Below are 18,597 nucleotides of genomic sequence, written 5' to 3'. Positions count from 1 at the left end.
TTAGTTGAATTTGATGGGTTTTGCGGGAATGCCAACAGCGGTGCAGTTATCTGGTATATCGGCGATTACGACAGCGCCGGAGCCTATGGTGACATTGGAACCTATACTTATATTCTGGATAACATTAGCCCCGATTCCGACATGCGTGCCGCTACAAATCCTGACGCCGCCGCTCAATGCGACATTTGGTGAGATATGTACAAAATCTTCGATAATGCAGTCATGTTCTATGATCGCCCCAGTATTGATGATGCAATGATCGCCGACTACAGCACCAGCGTTCACTACGGCTCCGGCGAAAATTACGGTACCCTTGCCTATTTTAGCATATTTCGAAATTATAGCGGAAGGATGAACAGCTGTAATATACTCGGCTGATAATTCCTCTGCGATTCTTTTTCGGGTAGTATTATTACCAATCCCCAAGATGATTTTTACGTTATTCTGAGATTTTAATTCGGTACGGCGCAGAACCTTATAATTTAAGATTTCATGCAAATCCGGATTATCATCCAGCACGGAAATGATCTCAAACTTATTTTCGCTTTCAATGCAATCGATAAGTACTTTTGCATGTCCGCCACCGCCAATAATGATAACCTTTTCCATAATTTCACTCAATGTTTGAACCTTTAAAAGGAGTGATGGTCGCTTCACCTGCAGCCGAAATCCCCTCTCGGACCACTACTTTTTTCGCCGTTAAAAAGAGTATTTTTATATCGAGAAAAAAGGAGACATTTTCCACATACCAGACATCAAAATTAAACTTTTCTTCCCAGGAAATAGCATTCCGTCCGTTGACCTGTGCCCAGCCGGTAATTCCGGGACGGACCTCATGGCGACGGCGTTGAAAAGCATTATAAAGCGGCAGATATTGCGGTAACAACGGGCGCGGTCCGATAAGACTCATATCACCTTTCAAAACATTGATAAGTTGCGGAATTTCATCTAAGGATGTTTTGCGTACAAACTGACCGAGTTTGGTCAGGCGTTTTTCGTCGGCTAATAAATTGCCGCTGGAATCTTTTTCATCAGTCATGGTTTTGAACTTGACGATCTTAAAAAGTCTTTCATCTTTTCCGGGGCGAATCTGAAAAAAGAAAGGCTTGCCTTTATTTGCAAAAAAAAGACCGGTCATGACAAACAAAAAGATGGGACTGAGAATGAGCAGTCCCAGCAAGGCTGCTATAAAATCGAATATACGTTTAAAAAAGTCTTTATACATCCTGCTCTGCCTTTTTATATTCCTCTAAAATCGCCTGCCAGACCACCGACTGCTCATAATTCTGAACAATTCGGTCTCGCGTTTTAGCCTTTAATTCAATGTACAACTTTTTGTCAGCGACTAACCTTGTCATGGCAGCCCGAAGTTGTTCGGTATTTTTAGGTGGCACAATCAGGCCATTTTCTCCGTCGATGATGATTTCATTGCAGCCGTTAATATCCGAAACTATCGCGGGAAGTTGCATGGCGCCGGCCTGTAAAACGACATTGGGAAATCCTTCACGATAGGACGGAAAGACAAGGGCATCGCTGATGGCAAAATAAGGGCGGACATCATCCTGATATCCTGCGCTGATAATTGATTTGTTATTTTCGATTTCTTTTAATGTTTCGGGAAGTAAAGCATCCAGGTCAGTTTCCATAGGGCCTACAAGCAGAAGTTTTGTTTTGGGCAGGTTGGTTTCCTTAAAAGCCTGCACCAGCTCATTGATTCCTTTATCGCCCACGAGGCGACCGACAAATATAAAAACAAAATCGTCAGTCAGTAGACCTAAAGACTGTCGTAGTGCCTGCAATTGTGTTTCCGGAACATGAGAGCGGTTGAAAAAAGAGGTGTCGATGCCGTTGCTGCTGCCCTCCCCCAGTACTTTCAGTTTAGAAGACCCCGTAAACTTTTCCTTAAGAATAAAGTCATGCAGTCCGCGCGAGTTAGGATAAACTTTGGTCGCGCAAGTGTAAGTGAGCTTCTCCACAAAATTGAGGACTGTTCGTTTAAGACCAGTGGCTTCCATAAGTGGTAATCCCGCCACGGTATGGAAACGATTTGGCACACCGGCTAATTTAGCACCGAGCATTCCGACGATTCCCGCTTTGGGGGTGTGCGAATGCACAATAAAAGGCTTTTCTGTTTTACAGTAACTGTAAAAATGCCAGAGCGCTTTCAAATCCAGAAGTGGCGAAATCTGACGGGTCATTTCAATATGATGATGCTTTACGCCATATTTTTTTGCGACACGCGCTAGCTCCTGCGCGTCTGCGGACACGGCAGTCACGTCAAAATGCGTATTCATAAAGGAGAGCTGCCTGCCGAGGAGTTTATCCAGTGAGAGCGGAACGGTGGTAATGCGGAGGAGTTTTTTCAAAAGGTGATGATGTAGGATGTTGGGGTAAATATTGACAAAGATAAGAACATTTGAAAAATGAAGTTCTGAGAATTTATTGATTTTGACCCTTTCTAGGGATGCGGATAGAGAACACCTCCAAAATTAACAAGTAAATAAAAGGTGCCGCCATGATTTTGGTGCGCAGGATAATGCCATAGTTCGCATATGCGTATACGTACATCAGGGCAAAAAGAAAGAGAAAAAGTCCAGGCAGCACAAAGAGCATCCTATCTTTTAAAATGCGAAAGTATTTTACCACATAAAAGGCAGCACAGGCAAAAAGCACAAGGAGTATGGTATTTTCAATACTGATGACCGCATACATCAACCCTTCCTTTTCGAAAGGCAGCGGCCGGAACCAGAAGGTGAAAATTTTATAAGGCAGCGGATATTCGTCAAGGGGAACATACCCCTCTGTCGTTTTAAAAAATTTAATGTGGGCTTCATATTTCTGAAGCACCTGCTGAAATCCGCCGCTGAAATCCTGGAGGCGGGTGAGCAGCCAAGTAAAAAAACTGGTGACCAATGCCAGCCCAAGCAATAATAATGCTTTTCTTTTTAACGAAAGGGGAAACGTAAACAAAAGTGCCAGGACGTAACTCAGGGTTAAGACAAAAGCCACATGCGGGCGTATGACCGCGACTGCCAACACTGAAATAATGAGCAGTAAACTGAAATACCTTTTCCGGTTGATTTCAGCGCAGAAGACGGTGAGCGGAATCAGAATCAAGGCTTCCTTACCGATGAGGGAAGTCCAGAAGTGGAGATTTGGCAGCAGCAGCAGCACAAAAATCAGAAACTGCAGCTTTATGTTAGCCACCGCGATCCGCATCAAATTGCGGTAAAGAATCAGCACGCCGGCAAAACTGATCAGACTGAAGAGCAGGAATCCACTCCAGAACGGCAGATAAAAAAACTTCACGAGCGGAAAAGTAAGCAACTTCACCACATCAGTACCGGGTTTCAGGAAATCAGTCCAGGAAGAACCTGAAAGGTCCTGTAAGAGAAACCAATACCGTTCTGCATCCCCGTGATGGGTCAGGATGTATTGGTATCCTACCCAGGCGAATATCAGATGGTACGCTAACAACAGAAACGGAAAAATACGGTGGAGGATTTTCATGCCGCAGTAAAAATAGGAAGATTTTTGTTTGGAGTACAGCATTCCACAGGAAAAATGAACTGAAGTTATTGATAGTCCATGCTCACAGAAGAAAAACCGCCTATTCCCTCCTTCCGAAAGATTTCTAATTCTCCCTTTTGTAAAATCCACCTCACAAAAGAAAAACCGCATATTCCCCTCCTCCGGAGGGGTGGCAGCCGCGCCAGCGGATGACGGGGTGGTCTCACGAGGAAATATCCCGAAACCCCAATCTATTCCCCGAATAGATGAACCACCCTGTCCGTGTGCAGGCACACGGACACCCCTCCAGAGGAGGGGAATATCCCGGTGTTTAATATAGAATCGGATAAGGTTGTACGGTGGAATTCTACTGAAAACTACCTTTTAACACGGAAAATAATAAAACGACACTCTCGAAAACTACCCAAAGTGACTTATCAAAATCCACTTAAGAAAAAGAAAAACCGCATATTCCCCTCCCTTGGAGGGGTGTCAGCCGCGAAAGCGGATGACGGGGTGGTTCAATGGGTGGTTTAAGCGGGTGGTTATTCCTTCATCAGTTGCTCTTTGGGCTTCAGCCTCTGCCTCAGTTTCTCGCGGTATGCCAGCATCTGCTCCTTCGCCACCTGCTGCTGATACGAAAACACCCACATGAGGTAGATCAGCATTCCGGGCAGGAACATATTCCGCATGCGGATCATAATCCCCACATTGCCCAAAGACTGTGAAAAGGCAAAGGACCCGAAGAGGAGAAAGAAGACCAGGCCTTTGATCACAAAAGGAGCCTTTCTGAAAGCGGTGATGGGCTTAGTGCGCATGGCTTTTACAAAGACAATGACGAAAATAAGGTTTTCAATGGAGGCAATCAACCCGTTGAGGTTGCGGACATCAAAGAAAAAGGGCCGGAACCAGAAGGTAAGCACTTTCAGAGGAAAAGGCATTGCACTGACATCGATGGCAGACCCTACACTTTTACGGCTAAGTACTGATGCTTTATCTGCAGCAAATTTATCAAATCCCTCTGCAGAGGCTTCTTCAATCTTCGCAAACTCCATCACGGACGGCAGGATTGCCAAACCAATTCCTATAAGGACGCCGGAAAAAAGCACCCGCTGAAACACCGAGACTTTACCGCCGAAAATATAGGCCAGTCCAAAACCTGCCATGAGGAACAGCACGATATGCGGCCGGATGGCCATGGCCAGCAGGATGCTCAGCACCAGAAGCGGAATGCGCGTGATCGGTTTCAGGATGCCATAGGCGAACATGCCGATGCAGAGAAAAAGCGTGGTGTCCTTCCCCACCCCGGCGCTCCAGAAATGGAGATTGGGAAGAAAGAAGATCAGCGGAAACAGAATATAGCCATTGATCATCTTGTTGTAGGGAACGGTCTTGACAACAACCATATAAAAAAAGGTCAGTCCCATAAACCCAAACAGGGAATACAGCAGGGTATTGGAGAGATAGGACATGCTAAGCAGGTTCGAAAAGATGAAATTAAACGCGTACATAAACATCGTCCCCTCGCCATTAAATAAATCTTCCTTAAAAGTATCAAAAGTGTAGGCTTTTGGAACGCGCCAGTATCCTATGGCGTCACCCTGAATAAAAAAACAATAATAGGTCCCAAGCAAGAGATGAAAGAAAAAAAGCTTACGCAACATCTGATGATCCCTTTCGGTCAGCTGACTGCTGAAAAGATTGATGAAACCCAATCCTAACACAATAATAATCGGTATATAAATGAGATCAAGAACCATATTTTTCGAACTTCATTTTGAAAGCAATTACATGCCTTTTATAGATTAAGTAGTAGCACAAGCCCAACGAATAATCATCTTGGTGGCTTTAATGCAAAATCACTTCCGTCCTTTTAAAAAATTTTTAATATAGTATGTAAAACCCGGATGATAATACAGTTTTGAATCAGGCGACACTTTACTGAATGTCTCACTTTTTCCTGAATTTAAATCCGCAATAACCTCTTTTAGAAGACCTATGCCAATAAAATACTGATGCAGGGGATAAGTAATAAATGAATCTTTATTGCGGTCTACTTCAATTTTTTTTTGTCTGTAGATTTTTCCTGTATCAATTCCCGAATCCACTTCGTGAACGGTAACACCACAATGTTCTTCATCTGCATTCGCCAACGCCCAGTAGGCCCCATGAACACCCCGATACTCCGGTGTTATGCCTAGATGGGTATTGACCACCTTTGCATTCTTCAAAATCCTCAGAACTTTGCGGGATATAATCCGGGTCCCGTTAACGATAACAATATCCGGCTGCAACTCCCTTAAAATTGAAAGTGTCGCAGCATCGTTAACTGAGGGCACGCTAATTAATACATTCTCCGGAATCAGCGCATCATTTAACCTATAAACCTTTTTTAATTCTCGCAATCTTCCGGCATACACAAATTTCAAAACCCTGGTCACAATAGTCTGAAACAACAACTGATCGATTACCGTAAGTAATCCCAGCCTTTTTATCCGGTTTCTTATCAGTACACTTTTTGGCACGGGTTCCTCCATGATTACTTTACTGATTTCAAAATCTCCTGCCATCGCATGGTAGAAGTAACGAGAACTGTCTCCCTGACCACATAAAACTACTATTTTCATGGCTGCACCCTATTTGCTGCTTCAAGCATGGTTAATGATTCAAACCCATATTTATCTTTTAGAAACTGATAGTGTTTTAAAATCGTCTCCAATTGGGCAAAATTTTCTTTGGAATTTCGTCCGAAATTATGGGGATGCCACCACAAATGAAAGACTTGATTATTTCTGGCCGCATAAGTCATGGAGTTTATAATCCTTTTCATTTTCAGACTTTCTAAAAAGTTCAGTCTTGGATTATAAGCTCGGAAAAAACGGCTGGACGGAAGATTTATTAAAATTCCTTCCGAACGGAGAGGATAGGTGTGATGTCCTAAAACATTAAAGTAGGAATCCATCAGCCGCATTAAACGCATCGTCCAGGTTTGATCCTTGTTTTTAGAACTGGCAAAAGCTGCACTTTCTTCATTTCCGCGATACACCAAAATCCCTAACTTCCTGCAGGCATTCAGTATCTCTGTATTATACTGATTACGGGGAAATATTATACTTTGCAGCTGTACGTTATAATGGGATGCGACTGCTTTTGCCTTTTTGATATCTGCGATAAATTGTGCTGACGTTACACCATCCTCCAAGCAGTAAAAATGGGAGTAGGTATGGGTGCCTATTTCATGTTTTCCTTCCTTTATAATTTTTTGTATCAAAGATGCTGCATAATGATACGGATCATGACCTTCATCCGTTCCAACAGCAGTTTCTATCACGGGATATGGATTTAATTCACTTTGCCGGTACTGCGGCAATTCACTTGGAAAATCAAGAAATTCCTGCTTATCCCTGTTAAATAAAAACCCAACCGTTGAGAATGTAACCGCAACCTTATAAAGAGAAAAAAGGTGCAACAGTCTGTCAAAGGTTTCTCTCACCCCTAAAATTGCATCACCATAATCAGATATTGTGCGTTTATCCCTTACGCCCCACATTAACTCGAAGTCCAGAGATATAATAAAAACACCGTTATTCATATTTTTTTATTCTGCCGATATTACATCAAGCAATTTATTAAAACTTTTCTCCAGCTGAAAATTTTCTGTGACATATTCCCTGCCCCTTTTCCCCATTTCCTTTCGCACCAGCGGATTATCAGCCAGGTGTCGGATCGCAGCAACCCACTCGTCATGTGAGGAAGCAAGCAGACCATTTACACCATTTTCAACGACCTGCGTATTCATCCCCACCGGTGAAGCAATAACAGGAAGTCCACAAGCCATATATTGTAATAATTTAAAAGAGCATTTTCCTCTCTCAAATGGAGAATCAGGTATAGGCATAATCCCAATATCGAGTTTAGACAAACTGGATACTTCTGACTCCTCACTCCATTTCACAAAGCGAACCCTTTCCCCTTCAAGGCTATCATCGTGGCAACCAATAAAACAAAGATTAACTTTTGTTTCTTCCATAATTCTTAACAAAAGATTCCTATGTGGTTTCACAAAACGATCATACGTAGACTGATTCCCAATCCATCCAATAACACATTCATCTTGCCCACGCTTCTCCAAAGCAATAAAATTATATTTCTTTAAGTTAGGATTTGTATGAATTATTGTAATGTTCTTTGCCCCTGAAATCATAGCAAAGTCTGCAATATATTGATTACCTGCAATAACATGTTTTGCATATTTCATTACCTTTCTAATTTTATTTCCTAAAATTTTTCGAATCACAATATTAGGATTTTGATCATAATTGTGAAAGATAGCATCATCATAATCCACCACATATTGCAGTCCTAAAAGAGATAAAATTCTTTCTGCAAATGCAGGCAAATAAGGAAAAAGCTCTTTTTCAATCACCACCCGGTCATAAGACAACACCGCAAAGAGTTTAAAAAATCTTTTGACATATCCTTTCAAAGCCTCTCGCGCCGTGGACTGTCCACTATACAACTGCTTCAAATACGCCTCACTAAAAAGCGGACTCACCTCCACCCGAAAACCCGCCTCTTCCAAGTAAGGAAAATACTGATAACTGCGGAGTCTGCTGCTGCCAGCGTTGCGGGAATATTTGGTGAAATACAGAATTTTCATTAAGGAAGAAAGATTTCGGTGATTATATTTTTGTGTGCAAAAGTAAAGAAAAATTGAGTAGTAAGATGCAGTGTTATTCCAACGCTTTGAGATAGGACTCTGCTGCAGCTGGTAGCCCAAACCATTTCAGGGCTTTTTCTCTGGTATTGATATCCTTACTGCGTACTTTTTCTATCCAGCTCAGAATTCCAATCTGTTGCAGATCTGCATCTGCATGATGGTCGAACAGAAAACAGTCTTCAAAATGTTTCAGGATTTCCTCCGTGTCGCCAATGCCTTTGCTGGCAATCACGGGGAGTCCGCAGAGCAGATACTCACCTAATTTTATGGGTGCTACCCCCTGCATACTGAAGGTGGGTTTTCTGAGTCCGAATGCTACATCACCGCCGTTGAGGTAAAACGACACCTTTACCGCAGGCACTGATTTTAAGATAATGTGAGCTTTCAACTCTGCGGGAATATTTTGTTGCGCAAATGCTGTATTTCCAGTCAGGATGAGAAACTTTGCCTCCCGCTTTTCGGCGTATGCCTGGAATATTTCCAACATTTCATTCAGGCAGTATTGCGGTCCCAAAGAGCCGGCATACACAAACAGCAATTCGTCTTTCAAGCCCAATTCCTGCCTTACTTCTTCTCTTAAATGTGGTTGATAAGCAAATACATCCTTATCTCTTCCATTAAAAACCACAGAAAACTTTGATCGGTAGGATTCGCCGATATGGGCGATATGGATGTCAATAGCTTTCTGCGATCTGGTGATGACGGCATCTGCTGACTTCAGCATTTTTGTCTCTGCCGACTTCATCAATTTATATTGGAAGGATTCCTTTTTCAGTCCTGCAAAATCAATCCGTTCTTCGATGGGTAAACCGTCTGCATCAAAAATGAGTTTAAATGTTTTGTTTTTGATTTGATTCACGATCATCCCAGGAAAAGTACTTCTCGGCATAACGATGTCTATGTTATTTTCCCTGATGTATTTTTTGATTTTACCCGATGAGGAAAGCACCGTCAAGAGACTTCCTATGGCAACATTAGGTTTCCTAAGAACAGGCCAGGCCGTATAGGTAATTCCCATTTGATCTGCTGCTGCCTTTGTATGCGCAATTTTATCATCATCCGCCCAAGTGAATTGTACCACGTGGAATTGATAATCTCCCTGCTTTGCCATTTCCTGAAAAATAGGCATGAACAGTCCTTCCATATAGGAAGTCTGCGGACCGTCCCAGGTGATAAAGAGGAGGTTTTTCATATAATTCTTTTTTCTATAAGCAACTCATTATACAGTGCTTCCACTTCCTTCACATATCTTTCTTCGGTGTAATTCTGAATCGCTCTTTGGTAGCCGGCTTCGCCCATTGTGGTGACGGCTTCCGGATGATGGTAGAAATGGTGTATTTTTTCTGCCAGCTTTGCAGAGGTATTGGGCGGAACTAAAAAACCGGTTTCTCCATTCACGACTACATTCTGTAACCCTCCGACTTGGGTTGCCAATACCGGAAGGTGGTGCAACATCGCTTCTGCTGCCACCAAACCAAAACCTTCTCGTTGAGAGGCAATACAAAAGACTTTCATTAATTCATAGAAAGGTGCGGTATCATATTGATACCCCGTAAAAATCACTTGCTCTTCAATGCCCAATTCCCGGGCTTTGTCTTTCAATAATTGTTCATCTCTTCCCCCTCCAACGATCAATAGTTTCAAATGAGGCAAATCCAATTGTTTTACCGCTTCTAAAATATCGGTGATTTTTTTGTGGTCATTGAACAACCGCCCCACGGTTCCCACTACAAAATCACTTTCCTTGATGGCATATTCCGCTTTTAAATCCTGAATTTCTTGGGCTGAAACCGCTCTTGGTATTTCGACTCCGTTATTGATGGTGATGACTTTTTTGGGAGATACTTTAGCTTTGTCTCGAAGATAATCGGCCACATTGGGCGCAATGGCAATAAACCGATCGGCTGCCCAAGAAAAAATGCGCAACAGAAAATCCGCTTTTGCACTTCTGTTTTGAGGATCTGAGGTTTCTTCTAAAATCACCACAGGAACTTTTTTGATAAAACCATTGATGGCTGCCATGGTAACGCCTTCGAACACCGCACCATGGATGATATGCGGCTGAAAATCATCGATAATTTTCTGAATTTTCCGATGTTTCTCCCAATGGAAAGGTCCATTAAAATCTCCGACTTCAATTATTTCTACTCCGTTTTCTTCAATCTGCTCTGCAATAGCACCACTCTTGAAAGTCCCTGCGAGTTTCATCTGAAAATTGCTTCCTTTGAAAGCTTTAGCCAAAGAAAGACGTCGGCGTTCTACGCCACCCCCGGTAACGGTGGACATGATATGTAATACTCTAATCATCGTGCAATTGGTGATAAAAACGTTCTAAATTCTCAATATATTTTTCAACCGTAAATTCATTAATGACTTTGTCATAACCCTTTCTTCCCATCATCTTGAGGGATTCGGCATCCATTGAGATTATTTGGTTGAGTTTTACCGTCAGTTCCGCAGTATTTTTAGGATCGAAAAGCCACCCGTTTTCGCCGTCTTTCACAAACTCCGGAATGCCGCCAACCCTAGAGCACAACACCGGGACTTTTAAAAACATAGCTTCTGCTGCAGCGATGCCAAAACCCTCTGAATGAGAAGGTAATACAAACAAAGCGGCATTCGAAAGGTATTTAGACGGTTCTGAAGTGAAACCGGTAAAGGTAATCTTGGAATCCATCTGTAATGTTGAAGTCAATGCTTCCAAATGATTACGCTCTCTGCCATCGCCTACAATGGTCAAATGAGCATGAGTGTGATTGGAATTCGCGAAAGCTTTGATTAAGGTTTCCACATTTTTCACGATTTCTAATCTTCCGACATACACGATTTCGAAATTCGGGCTCTCTTTTTTAGGAAATGGTGTTGGAATGCTTACCGGATTATAAGTGACCTTTCCTTTGCTTTCCGGAATTTCTCCGGTATTCACCAAATGATTTTTTACAGATTGCGAAACACCAATCACTTGATCTGCCAAGCGGTACACCCATCGAAAGACTTTTTGGGCAGTAGAAGAATGATTGGGAATCCCCACCTCTTCTCCGATAATGGTTTTGACCCCGGCTAATTTCGCTGCAATAATGCCATGAAAGTTGGCTTCCGCTGCGGCGGTATGCACGATATCGGGCTTTACTTTTTTAATCAATTGATAGACCTTCCAGATATTGGACATATTCTTGATGGCAAAAGGTTGATTCAGAATATGAACTTCAAATCCTCTTTTCCTTAGGGTTTCTTCAGCATTTCCTCCAAAACCTATGGCCGCAAAAACATAGTGATGCTTGAGCAATTCCGGTTGCTCCGTAAAACTCAAGTATTGTTTTTCTTGACCTCCGAAATCAAGCAGGGTAGTGAGGCGTAGTATTTTCATATTCTTTCTCTTAGCCAAGAAATTTCTTCTTTGATGAGTTTTACTGGATTTCCAGCATATATAGAATTCTCACCGAGATGACCAGTAACGATACTTTCCGCTGCAACAATGGTACCCGAATCTATTGATGTTCCTTTTAGTACTTTCACTCCTCTGCCTAACCATACTCTACTTTTAATTACAACCCCTTTTCCTGGGTTGATTCTTTCTTTAGTAATCCCTTTAACAATGGAATGTGAATCAGATGTCGTAATGTATATTTCTTTGGAAAACATACATCCTTCCTCAATGTAAAGGGAATTATTATCTTCTTTAACATCAATATCTGCTCCTTCAATCGTTGTATTTTTTTCAATCTTTACCCTACAGTTACTATCCTCAATATAAACTGTAGTGTCTTTTAAATAGCATCCATCTTCAATGGTCACTTGATGCCCATTGCCTCTGATATATATTGTACAATTATGTAGTTTAGATTTACCTATAATTACTGTATTTTGGTTTCCTACAATATCATATTTCAAATTGAAATATTGTGCACGATTTTTTATGACATTACCTTTTCCACGGATAGGTATGATTTTCTTTTTAAAATCATGTAACCATAATTTGATGTAATATTTATTGATCATGCTATTTTTATTTTATTATTAAAAGCAATTTATATAGAAGCATCAGTTATTCAGATTAAATTAAATTTGCTTTGCAATGACTCTTCCAAAAATTTCTTGCAACTTCATTATTCTTATACTTAATCACAATAATAAGTTAGATTTTAATCTAAAAATGACTTATTGTAAATTTTTCTTAAAAAAAATTTCAACCATAAACGCATGAGTTTACTACTACGTCGATTAGATACTATTCTGTGACCTATATGAAGAGGGAGATAATATGGCAGATGCAGAAAGAAATAATAGTGACTGTTTTGTTTTAAACTAAGTTGTGCTTTAGCATGGTTTTCAGGACTGAAATAATATGGGTAAAGATTTAGATAAACAAACTTTGAAATAAACTTTGAAAAATCTGAATTTATATTTTTTTCTATGATTGGTTTATATAATTCATTTACTACTCCTACAAAACCATTCTCCACTTTTCCAATTTTTCCTGATGCTTGATTTGGATCTTCATCTGAATAATACATCATCGTATTTTTGATGTAAAATACTTCACCCCCACTTTCTATTGTTCTAATCCAGACATCAACATCCTGTCCGCGTTTTAAAATTGGATTAAAACCATGATTGGTATCAAAAAAACTTTTGTTTATAATTGTTGCCCCTGTAGCAAAAAGGATATTTTTAATTGCTATCTGAAAATAATTATTAACTTCTATGTAGTCATTATAATTATATACCTTTTCCAATATTTCTCTATTCCGAGAATAATGAGCACCAATAATTTTTAGATTTTTATGCTTTTCAATAACTTCATGAGCAAATTGTAAAAACAATGGATTCCAAGCATCATCAGCATCTAAAAAAACAACATATGACATTTTTGCAATAGCAATACCCGCATTACGAGCTACAGAAACCCCTTGATTTTGTTGTTTGATTAAATTGACTTCTGGATATTTTTGATCGATGAGCAGTGCTATATCATCATTAGAACCGTCATCAATTAAAATGATTTCAAAATTTTTAAAAGTTTGATTCAAAACAGAATCTAGACATCTTTCGATGTACTTTCTTTTTTTGTAGTAAGGGATGATTACTGAGAACATTGGTTGATATTTTTTTATACAATTTGGAAGTTGCTCTTTTACTTGATCTAATTATCTTCTTACTAATTTATTTTTGCACAATATTTCTTATTAGTATCAGTTTTTTTTCAATCTTCTACTTTTCTAAACTTCGTTCTAAATAAGAACTCCTATATTTCTTTATTTCCTGATATTTCAAAATCGGATAAGTTATAATTTTCAGCGAAGCTATTACATTAACTTTAGAAAGTTGTTGAAGTGCATATTTCACTATATTACTTAAACAACGGGAATAATCGCTTCTAATATCATGCATTATATTAACTCTATTAATTTCAACAATTCTATTTTGAAAATCAGCTGACATTGCTCCTTTTCTTTCTTCTCTGCAATGATGTATGTAGATACCTGGAACAATAATATTGGTAAAACCAAATTTCCTCAGCCTTCCTATGAAATTAACATCTTCTCCGTAGTGATAAAAAGCTTTGGAAAAAAGCCCCCCTAAATAAGTAATGCGCTCCATCTTAATTAGCCATGCTGCAGCATTGATAAATCCAGGTTCATAATATGCCTTTACATTTCCTAAGGTATGATCAGAAATGTAATTTTTACAAGTTTTTGAATTGATATAGCCTTCAAAATTGCTATCTAATAAATCACCTTTCTCATTTAAATGTATTGGAGAAACTACTCCAACATTATCTATCAGTTGGGACACTTTAATCAATTTAAAAATCGTATCTTGATAACTTACCGTATCCTGATTCAATAAATAAATAAACTCTGCATTATCTTTTTTAGCAATCTCATATCCTAAATTATTAGCACCTCCAAAACCTAAATTTTCTTTTTTCTCAATTAATCTCACAAATGGAAACTCATCTTTAATGATTTGTACTGTTTTGTCAGTAGAATTATTATCAACTACTAAAATAGTAAGATCTAAATTCGGTTCCTCAATCGTTGATAGACATTTTCTTATCCATTTTTCACCATTATAGGTTACTATGATACAATAAACTTTATGCATATCTATAATTATATGTTGTACTTAATAATCGTTTAGAAAAAGAAGCTATATTAATACTCAACCCTACCGCAATGATTTTAATTTTCCTTCTAATATTTTATATATAGCTTGTTTTTCTTTTTGGTTAAGTAAAGTTATATAACAAGAAGCAATAGCTATAATAAATGCAGAACCTGAGTGAAATATTATTGACGAAAATTTATTAGTGATTATAATATTTAAATGTGAGTTAATGATGTAAATAAAAATAATAATTGTGGCTAAAAAAATAATAGGCAATATAACTTCTTTATAAAATTCACTAATATTAAGATTAATTAAATTTTTTAAAAAAAAAATTCTACAGAGTAATGCTATAAATGTAATACATATACTTATAATGAATACAGTATATGGTACATTTAAAAATTTAAGTGCTAAATAAGAAAAAGGTAAATTCAGGAATAATAATATTCCTAATACAATCTGATAATTTTTAATTTTACCGCTTGCATGTACTATAAATCCTAACGGATTAGAAATTGTATCAATTAAGATATTTATGAATGTAAGTTTAACAAAAACCAAAGTTTGAATAGGGTAATGCTTTAACCAAATATCAAAAATATTTTCCAAAGACACCAAAATTGGGAATGCTATTATTAACATTAAACCAAATGAAAATTTTGCACTTTGTTGCATCAGTTTTATAGAACTGCTAATTTCACCCGATGCATATTTTTTAACAATTTGTGGATTTACTGCATTTTGAAAGCTAGAAACAAAGCTTAAAACAATACCTTGTACTTGCATTGCAATTCCATAAGCAGCATTAATTACTGTTCCATAGAATGCATTTAATAATAAGTTTACTCCTTGGTTTTTTGAAACAACAGCAACATTTGTAAAGAGATTCCAGCCCATAAACGAAATCATGGTTTTAAAATATGAAGAATCAAAATAGTATTTATAGTGACTTTCACTAAGATGCTTTCTACAATATATCCTATAAATCATTCTTATAATAAAAGAAGATATAAAGAGTAAACTAGAATACAAAATTAATTTATCATATTGAACTATTACTAGACAATAAAGAATAATTAGTTTAAATAAAATCTCTAAAAAACTAATATAAGCATATACATTAAATTTTTCATGTGCTGATATTAGAGCATTATAAGGCACTTGTATAATACTAAAAAAAGAAGTAAGAACCGAGAACTGAAATACAATATTAACGGCATACATTCGATGTTTTGGCAAATTTAATTTGTTGTTTATATACCATAGCCCAATAGTCTCTAATAATAAAACTATAAGTAAACCTATTAAAAAATGAATTGTTACTGTTGTACTAAAAGTTTTTTTAATTTGTATTTTATCTTTTTTTCCTAAATCATATGACAGAAATCTCTGCGTTGCTTGAGACATCGAACCGTTTAGAAAGCCAAATAAAGAGACAAACCCTCCCACAATGTTGTAGGTCCCATAATCTGTAATTCCTAAAGTATTCAGGACTACACCCGCTGTAAAAAGACTTACTCCCATATTAAGGAACATTCTCAGGTAGAGGAAGAGGGAGTTTTTGGCAATATTTTTAGTAGAAGACATCTTGTCGTTATTTTATTAAGGCAGGGTTTGCAATAGCGTCAATATGCTTGTTCTGTTCATTGGTTAAAGATCAATCATTCCCAAACAAATCCCTCGTATAAACCTTTTCTTCCACATCCGCGAGTTCAGGTGCTTTGCGGTTGGAGATGATGACATCACACTCCTTTTTAAAGCTTTCCAAATCTTTGGTCACGCGGGAACCGAAGAAGGTTTCTTCTTCCATTACAGGTTCGTACACCACCACTTCCACGCCTTTGGCTTTGATGCGCTTCATCACGCCCTGGATCGCTGAAGCCCGGAAATTGTCGGAACCGGATTTCATAATCAGGCGGTACACCCCCACTTTCTTGGGTTTTCTCGCAAGCACCGAATCGGCGATAAAATCTTTGCGGGTGCGGTTGGCATCTACAATGGCCTGAATGATATTGTTCGGCACGCTATCGTAATTGGCCAACAGCTGTTTGGTATCTTTGGGAAGACAGTAGCCGCCGTACCCAAAAGACGGATTGTTGTAATGCGAACCAATGCGGGGATCCAAACCTACACCTTCGATAATCTGCCGGCTGTCGAGCTGATGCGTCTGGGCATAACTGTCGAGTTCGTTGAAATACGCCACCCTCAATGCAAGATAGGTATTGGAGAAGAGTTTAATCGCTTCGGCTTCTGTGGAATGGGTAAATAACACCGGAATGTCTTTTTTGATCGCCCCTTCTTTGAGGAGTTCCGCAAAAATTGCTGCTCTTTCGCTCTGTTCGCCAATGATGATTCTCGAAGGATATAAATTATCACACAACGCCTTTCCTTCCCGCAAGAATTCGGGGGAAAAGATGATGTTCTGAAAATCCAGTTTCTTTTTTAAATCTTCAGTAAAGCCCACCGGAACCGTTGATTTGATGATGACCACAGCTTGCGGTCGGTATTTTTTAACGTCAGCAATCACCGTTTCCACACTGCTGGTGTTGAAGTAATTGGTCTTGGGATCGTAATCCGTCGGAGTCGCCACGATGACATAATCGGCATTTTGGTACGCTTCAAGTTGATCAGTAGTGGCTTTGAATTGTAAAGGTTTATTTTGAAGAAAATCACTGATTTCCTGATCCTCGATCGGCGATACCTGTGCATTGAGCATCGCGACTTTTTCAGGAACAATGTCCAGCGCCACCACCTCATGGTGCTGCGCGAGTAAAAGGGCATTGGAAAGCCCTACATATCCTGTTCCTACAATGGTTATTTTCATTGGATTATAATTTTGCGTCTGCGTGTTGCAGGATGCCTTTCACATCATACACCACTGCATTGTCTTTAAGGCTGAGCTTAAGGTCGAGGTTGAGGAATTCGTTGTGGGCTACTCCGAGGACTACTGCATCGTATTTCTCGATGGATGCTGAGGTGCTTTCCAGCTGCGCGGCGGAAAGAGATTCCTCGCTGCGCCCGGAATGACAGGGTAGAGTATTATAACAGGTCAATCCGTACTCATGTTTTACTTCTTCCGGTTTTGCCCAGGGGTCGTAAATGGTGACCTTCATGCCGTAGTCTTTCAATGCGGCTACAACATCTACAATCTTGGTATTGCGGACATCCGGACAGTTTTCTTTAAACGTTATTCCCAGCATCAGCACTTCGGCACCATTGACCGCAATGTCTTTTTTGATCATGGCTTTTACAACCTGAGAGGCGACATAGGCGCCCATGGAATCGTTCATGCGTCGTCCCGCTAAGATGATCTCGGGATGATAGCCAAACTCCTGCGCTTTCTGCGCCAGATAATAGGGATCCACGCCAATGCAGTGTCCACCCACAAGGCCGGGTTTAAAGGGAAGGAAATTCCATTTGGTGCCGGCTGCTTCCAGCACATCATGGGTATTGATGTCCATGAGGTTGAAGATCTTCGCCAGTTCATTCACAAACGCGATATTGATGTCGCGCTGGGAGTTCTCAATGACTTTTGCAGCTTCGGCTACTTTAATGGTGGGTGCCAAATGCGTACCGGCGGTAATTACCGATTTATATAAAGCATCAACAATTTTTCCAATTTCAGGGGTGGATCCTGCCGTGACTTTTAGTATTTTTTCAACGGTATGCTCCTTATCGCCCGGATTTATGCGTTCCGGAGAATAACCGGCGAAAAAATCCTCGTTAAATACGAGGCCGGAGGTTTTTTCTACGACTGGAATGCAATCTTCCTCGGTCGCACCAGGGTAAACGGTGGATTCATAAACTACGATATCACCTTTTTTCAAAACCTGTCCCACCGTTTCACTGGCTTTTATTAAAGGAGTAAGAACCGGGCGGTTATTTTTATCCACCGGTGTTGGGACAGTAATTATGTAAATGTTGGCATCTGCTATATCCTGCATCTCACTGGAACAAAAAAGTCCTTTTTCGTCGAATGTCGGATTGGAGGTAACCAGAGCAGATTTCAATAACTCGTCGGAAACTTCCAAAGTGTCATCATGTCCGCTATTAAGCTCCTCCACTCTTTTTCGGTTAATATCGAAGCCGACGACCGGATATTTTGTGGCGAAGAGACGGGCTAAAGGCAGGCCTACATATCCTAAGCCGATTATTGCGATTTTGTAATTCATCAGTATTGTCAGTTTGCAAGCAAATTATATCTTGAAAAAAAAATTAAGGTGCTTAAAAAAAGTGGTGCAAAAGTACGCATA

Annotated in this window: 17 protein-coding genes; all 17 read right to left on the bottom strand. The window is 39.5% G+C overall.

Annotated elements, in window-relative coordinates:
• Window positions 1–609 carry an acetyltransferase gene (locus tag BMZ55_RS10365; RefSeq protein WP_089820280.1) on the bottom strand — a complete coding sequence of 203 codons (609 nt, stop codon included), beginning with the start codon at window positions 607–609 and terminating at the stop codon, window positions 1–3.
• Between the two features lie 4 nt (window positions 610–613).
• Window positions 614–1,225, bottom strand: a complete 612-nt coding sequence (locus BMZ55_RS10360) for a sugar transferase (protein WP_089820279.1) — start codon at window positions 1,223–1,225, stop codon at window positions 614–616.
• The gene (locus tag BMZ55_RS10355; protein ID WP_233701939.1) at window positions 1,218–2,366 is read right to left on the bottom strand and encodes a glycosyltransferase family 4 protein; all 1,149 of its coding nucleotides are present in this window, start codon (window positions 2,364–2,366) and stop codon (window positions 1,218–1,220) included. Before BMZ55_RS10355 ends, BMZ55_RS10360 begins: the two co-directional genes overlap by 8 nt.
• Before the next feature lie 73 nt (window positions 2,367–2,439).
• On the bottom strand, window positions 2,440–3,510 hold the full coding sequence (locus tag BMZ55_RS10350; RefSeq protein WP_143068771.1) for a hypothetical protein: 1,071 nt from the start codon (window positions 3,508–3,510) through the stop codon (window positions 2,440–2,442).
• A 545-nt stretch (window positions 3,511–4,055) separates the two neighbouring features.
• Window positions 4,056–5,270, bottom strand: a complete 1,215-nt coding sequence (locus BMZ55_RS10345) for a hypothetical protein (RefSeq protein WP_089820277.1) — start codon at window positions 5,268–5,270, stop codon at window positions 4,056–4,058.
• A 99-nt stretch (window positions 5,271–5,369) separates the two neighbouring features.
• Window positions 5,370–6,137 (bottom strand): formyl transferase, encoded by a 768-nt coding sequence (locus tag BMZ55_RS10340; RefSeq protein ID WP_089820276.1) that lies wholly within the window; start codon window positions 6,135–6,137, stop codon window positions 5,370–5,372.
• Window positions 6,134–7,102, bottom strand: a complete 969-nt coding sequence (locus tag BMZ55_RS10335; RefSeq protein WP_089820275.1) for a polysaccharide deacetylase family protein — start codon at window positions 7,100–7,102, stop codon at window positions 6,134–6,136. Before BMZ55_RS10335 ends, BMZ55_RS10340 begins: the two co-directional genes overlap by 4 nt.
• Window positions 7,103–7,108: 6 nt before the next feature.
• Window positions 7,109–8,170: a glycosyltransferase family 4 protein gene (locus BMZ55_RS10330; RefSeq protein ID WP_089820274.1), complete on the bottom strand. Its 1,062-nt coding sequence runs from the start codon at window positions 8,168–8,170 to the stop codon at window positions 7,109–7,111.
• A gap of 73 nt (window positions 8,171–8,243) precedes the next feature.
• On the bottom strand, window positions 8,244–9,422 hold the full coding sequence (locus BMZ55_RS10325; RefSeq protein WP_089820273.1) for a glycosyltransferase: 1,179 nt from the start codon (window positions 9,420–9,422) through the stop codon (window positions 8,244–8,246).
• A complete protein-coding gene (locus BMZ55_RS10320; RefSeq protein ID WP_089820272.1) occupies window positions 9,419–10,537 on the bottom strand; it encodes a glycosyltransferase family 4 protein in 1,119 nt (372 codons plus the stop codon). The genes BMZ55_RS10325 and BMZ55_RS10320 overlap by 4 nt, the downstream gene beginning before the upstream one ends.
• A complete protein-coding gene (locus tag BMZ55_RS10315; RefSeq protein WP_089820271.1) occupies window positions 10,530–11,597 on the bottom strand; it encodes a glycosyltransferase in 1,068 nt (355 codons plus the stop codon). The genes BMZ55_RS10320 and BMZ55_RS10315 overlap by 8 nt, the downstream gene beginning before the upstream one ends.
• The gene (locus BMZ55_RS10310; protein ID WP_089820270.1) at window positions 11,594–12,229 is read right to left on the bottom strand and encodes an acyltransferase; all 636 of its coding nucleotides are present in this window, start codon (window positions 12,227–12,229) and stop codon (window positions 11,594–11,596) included. The genes BMZ55_RS10315 and BMZ55_RS10310 overlap by 4 nt, the downstream gene beginning before the upstream one ends.
• 143 nt (window positions 12,230–12,372) lie before the next feature.
• Window positions 12,373–13,326, bottom strand: a complete 954-nt coding sequence (locus BMZ55_RS10305; RefSeq protein ID WP_089820269.1) for a glycosyltransferase family 2 protein — start codon at window positions 13,324–13,326, stop codon at window positions 12,373–12,375.
• 115 nt (window positions 13,327–13,441) lie between these two features.
• Window positions 13,442–14,338: a glycosyltransferase gene (locus BMZ55_RS10300; protein ID WP_089820268.1), complete on the bottom strand. Its 897-nt coding sequence runs from the start codon at window positions 14,336–14,338 to the stop codon at window positions 13,442–13,444.
• A gap of 63 nt (window positions 14,339–14,401) precedes the next feature.
• Window positions 14,402–15,931 carry an MATE family efflux transporter gene (locus tag BMZ55_RS10295; RefSeq protein WP_089820267.1) on the bottom strand — a complete coding sequence of 510 codons (1,530 nt, stop codon included), beginning with the start codon at window positions 15,929–15,931 and terminating at the stop codon, window positions 14,402–14,404.
• 70 nt (window positions 15,932–16,001) lie between these two features.
• Window positions 16,002–17,168, bottom strand: a complete 1,167-nt coding sequence (locus BMZ55_RS10290) for a nucleotide sugar dehydrogenase (protein WP_089820266.1) — start codon at window positions 17,166–17,168, stop codon at window positions 16,002–16,004.
• Window positions 17,169–17,172: 4 nt separating this feature from the next.
• The gene (locus BMZ55_RS10285; protein WP_089820265.1) at window positions 17,173–18,516 is read right to left on the bottom strand and encodes a nucleotide sugar dehydrogenase; all 1,344 of its coding nucleotides are present in this window, start codon (window positions 18,514–18,516) and stop codon (window positions 17,173–17,175) included.
• Window positions 18,517–18,597: the final 81 nt, after the last annotated feature.

Source organism: Kaistella treverensis (assembly GCF_900114045.1).
GTDB lineage: Bacteria > Bacteroidota > Bacteroidia > Flavobacteriales > Weeksellaceae > Kaistella > Kaistella treverensis.
The sequence above is the reverse complement of the archived record's forward strand: the minus strand, read 5'-3'. Positions and strand labels throughout refer to the sequence as shown.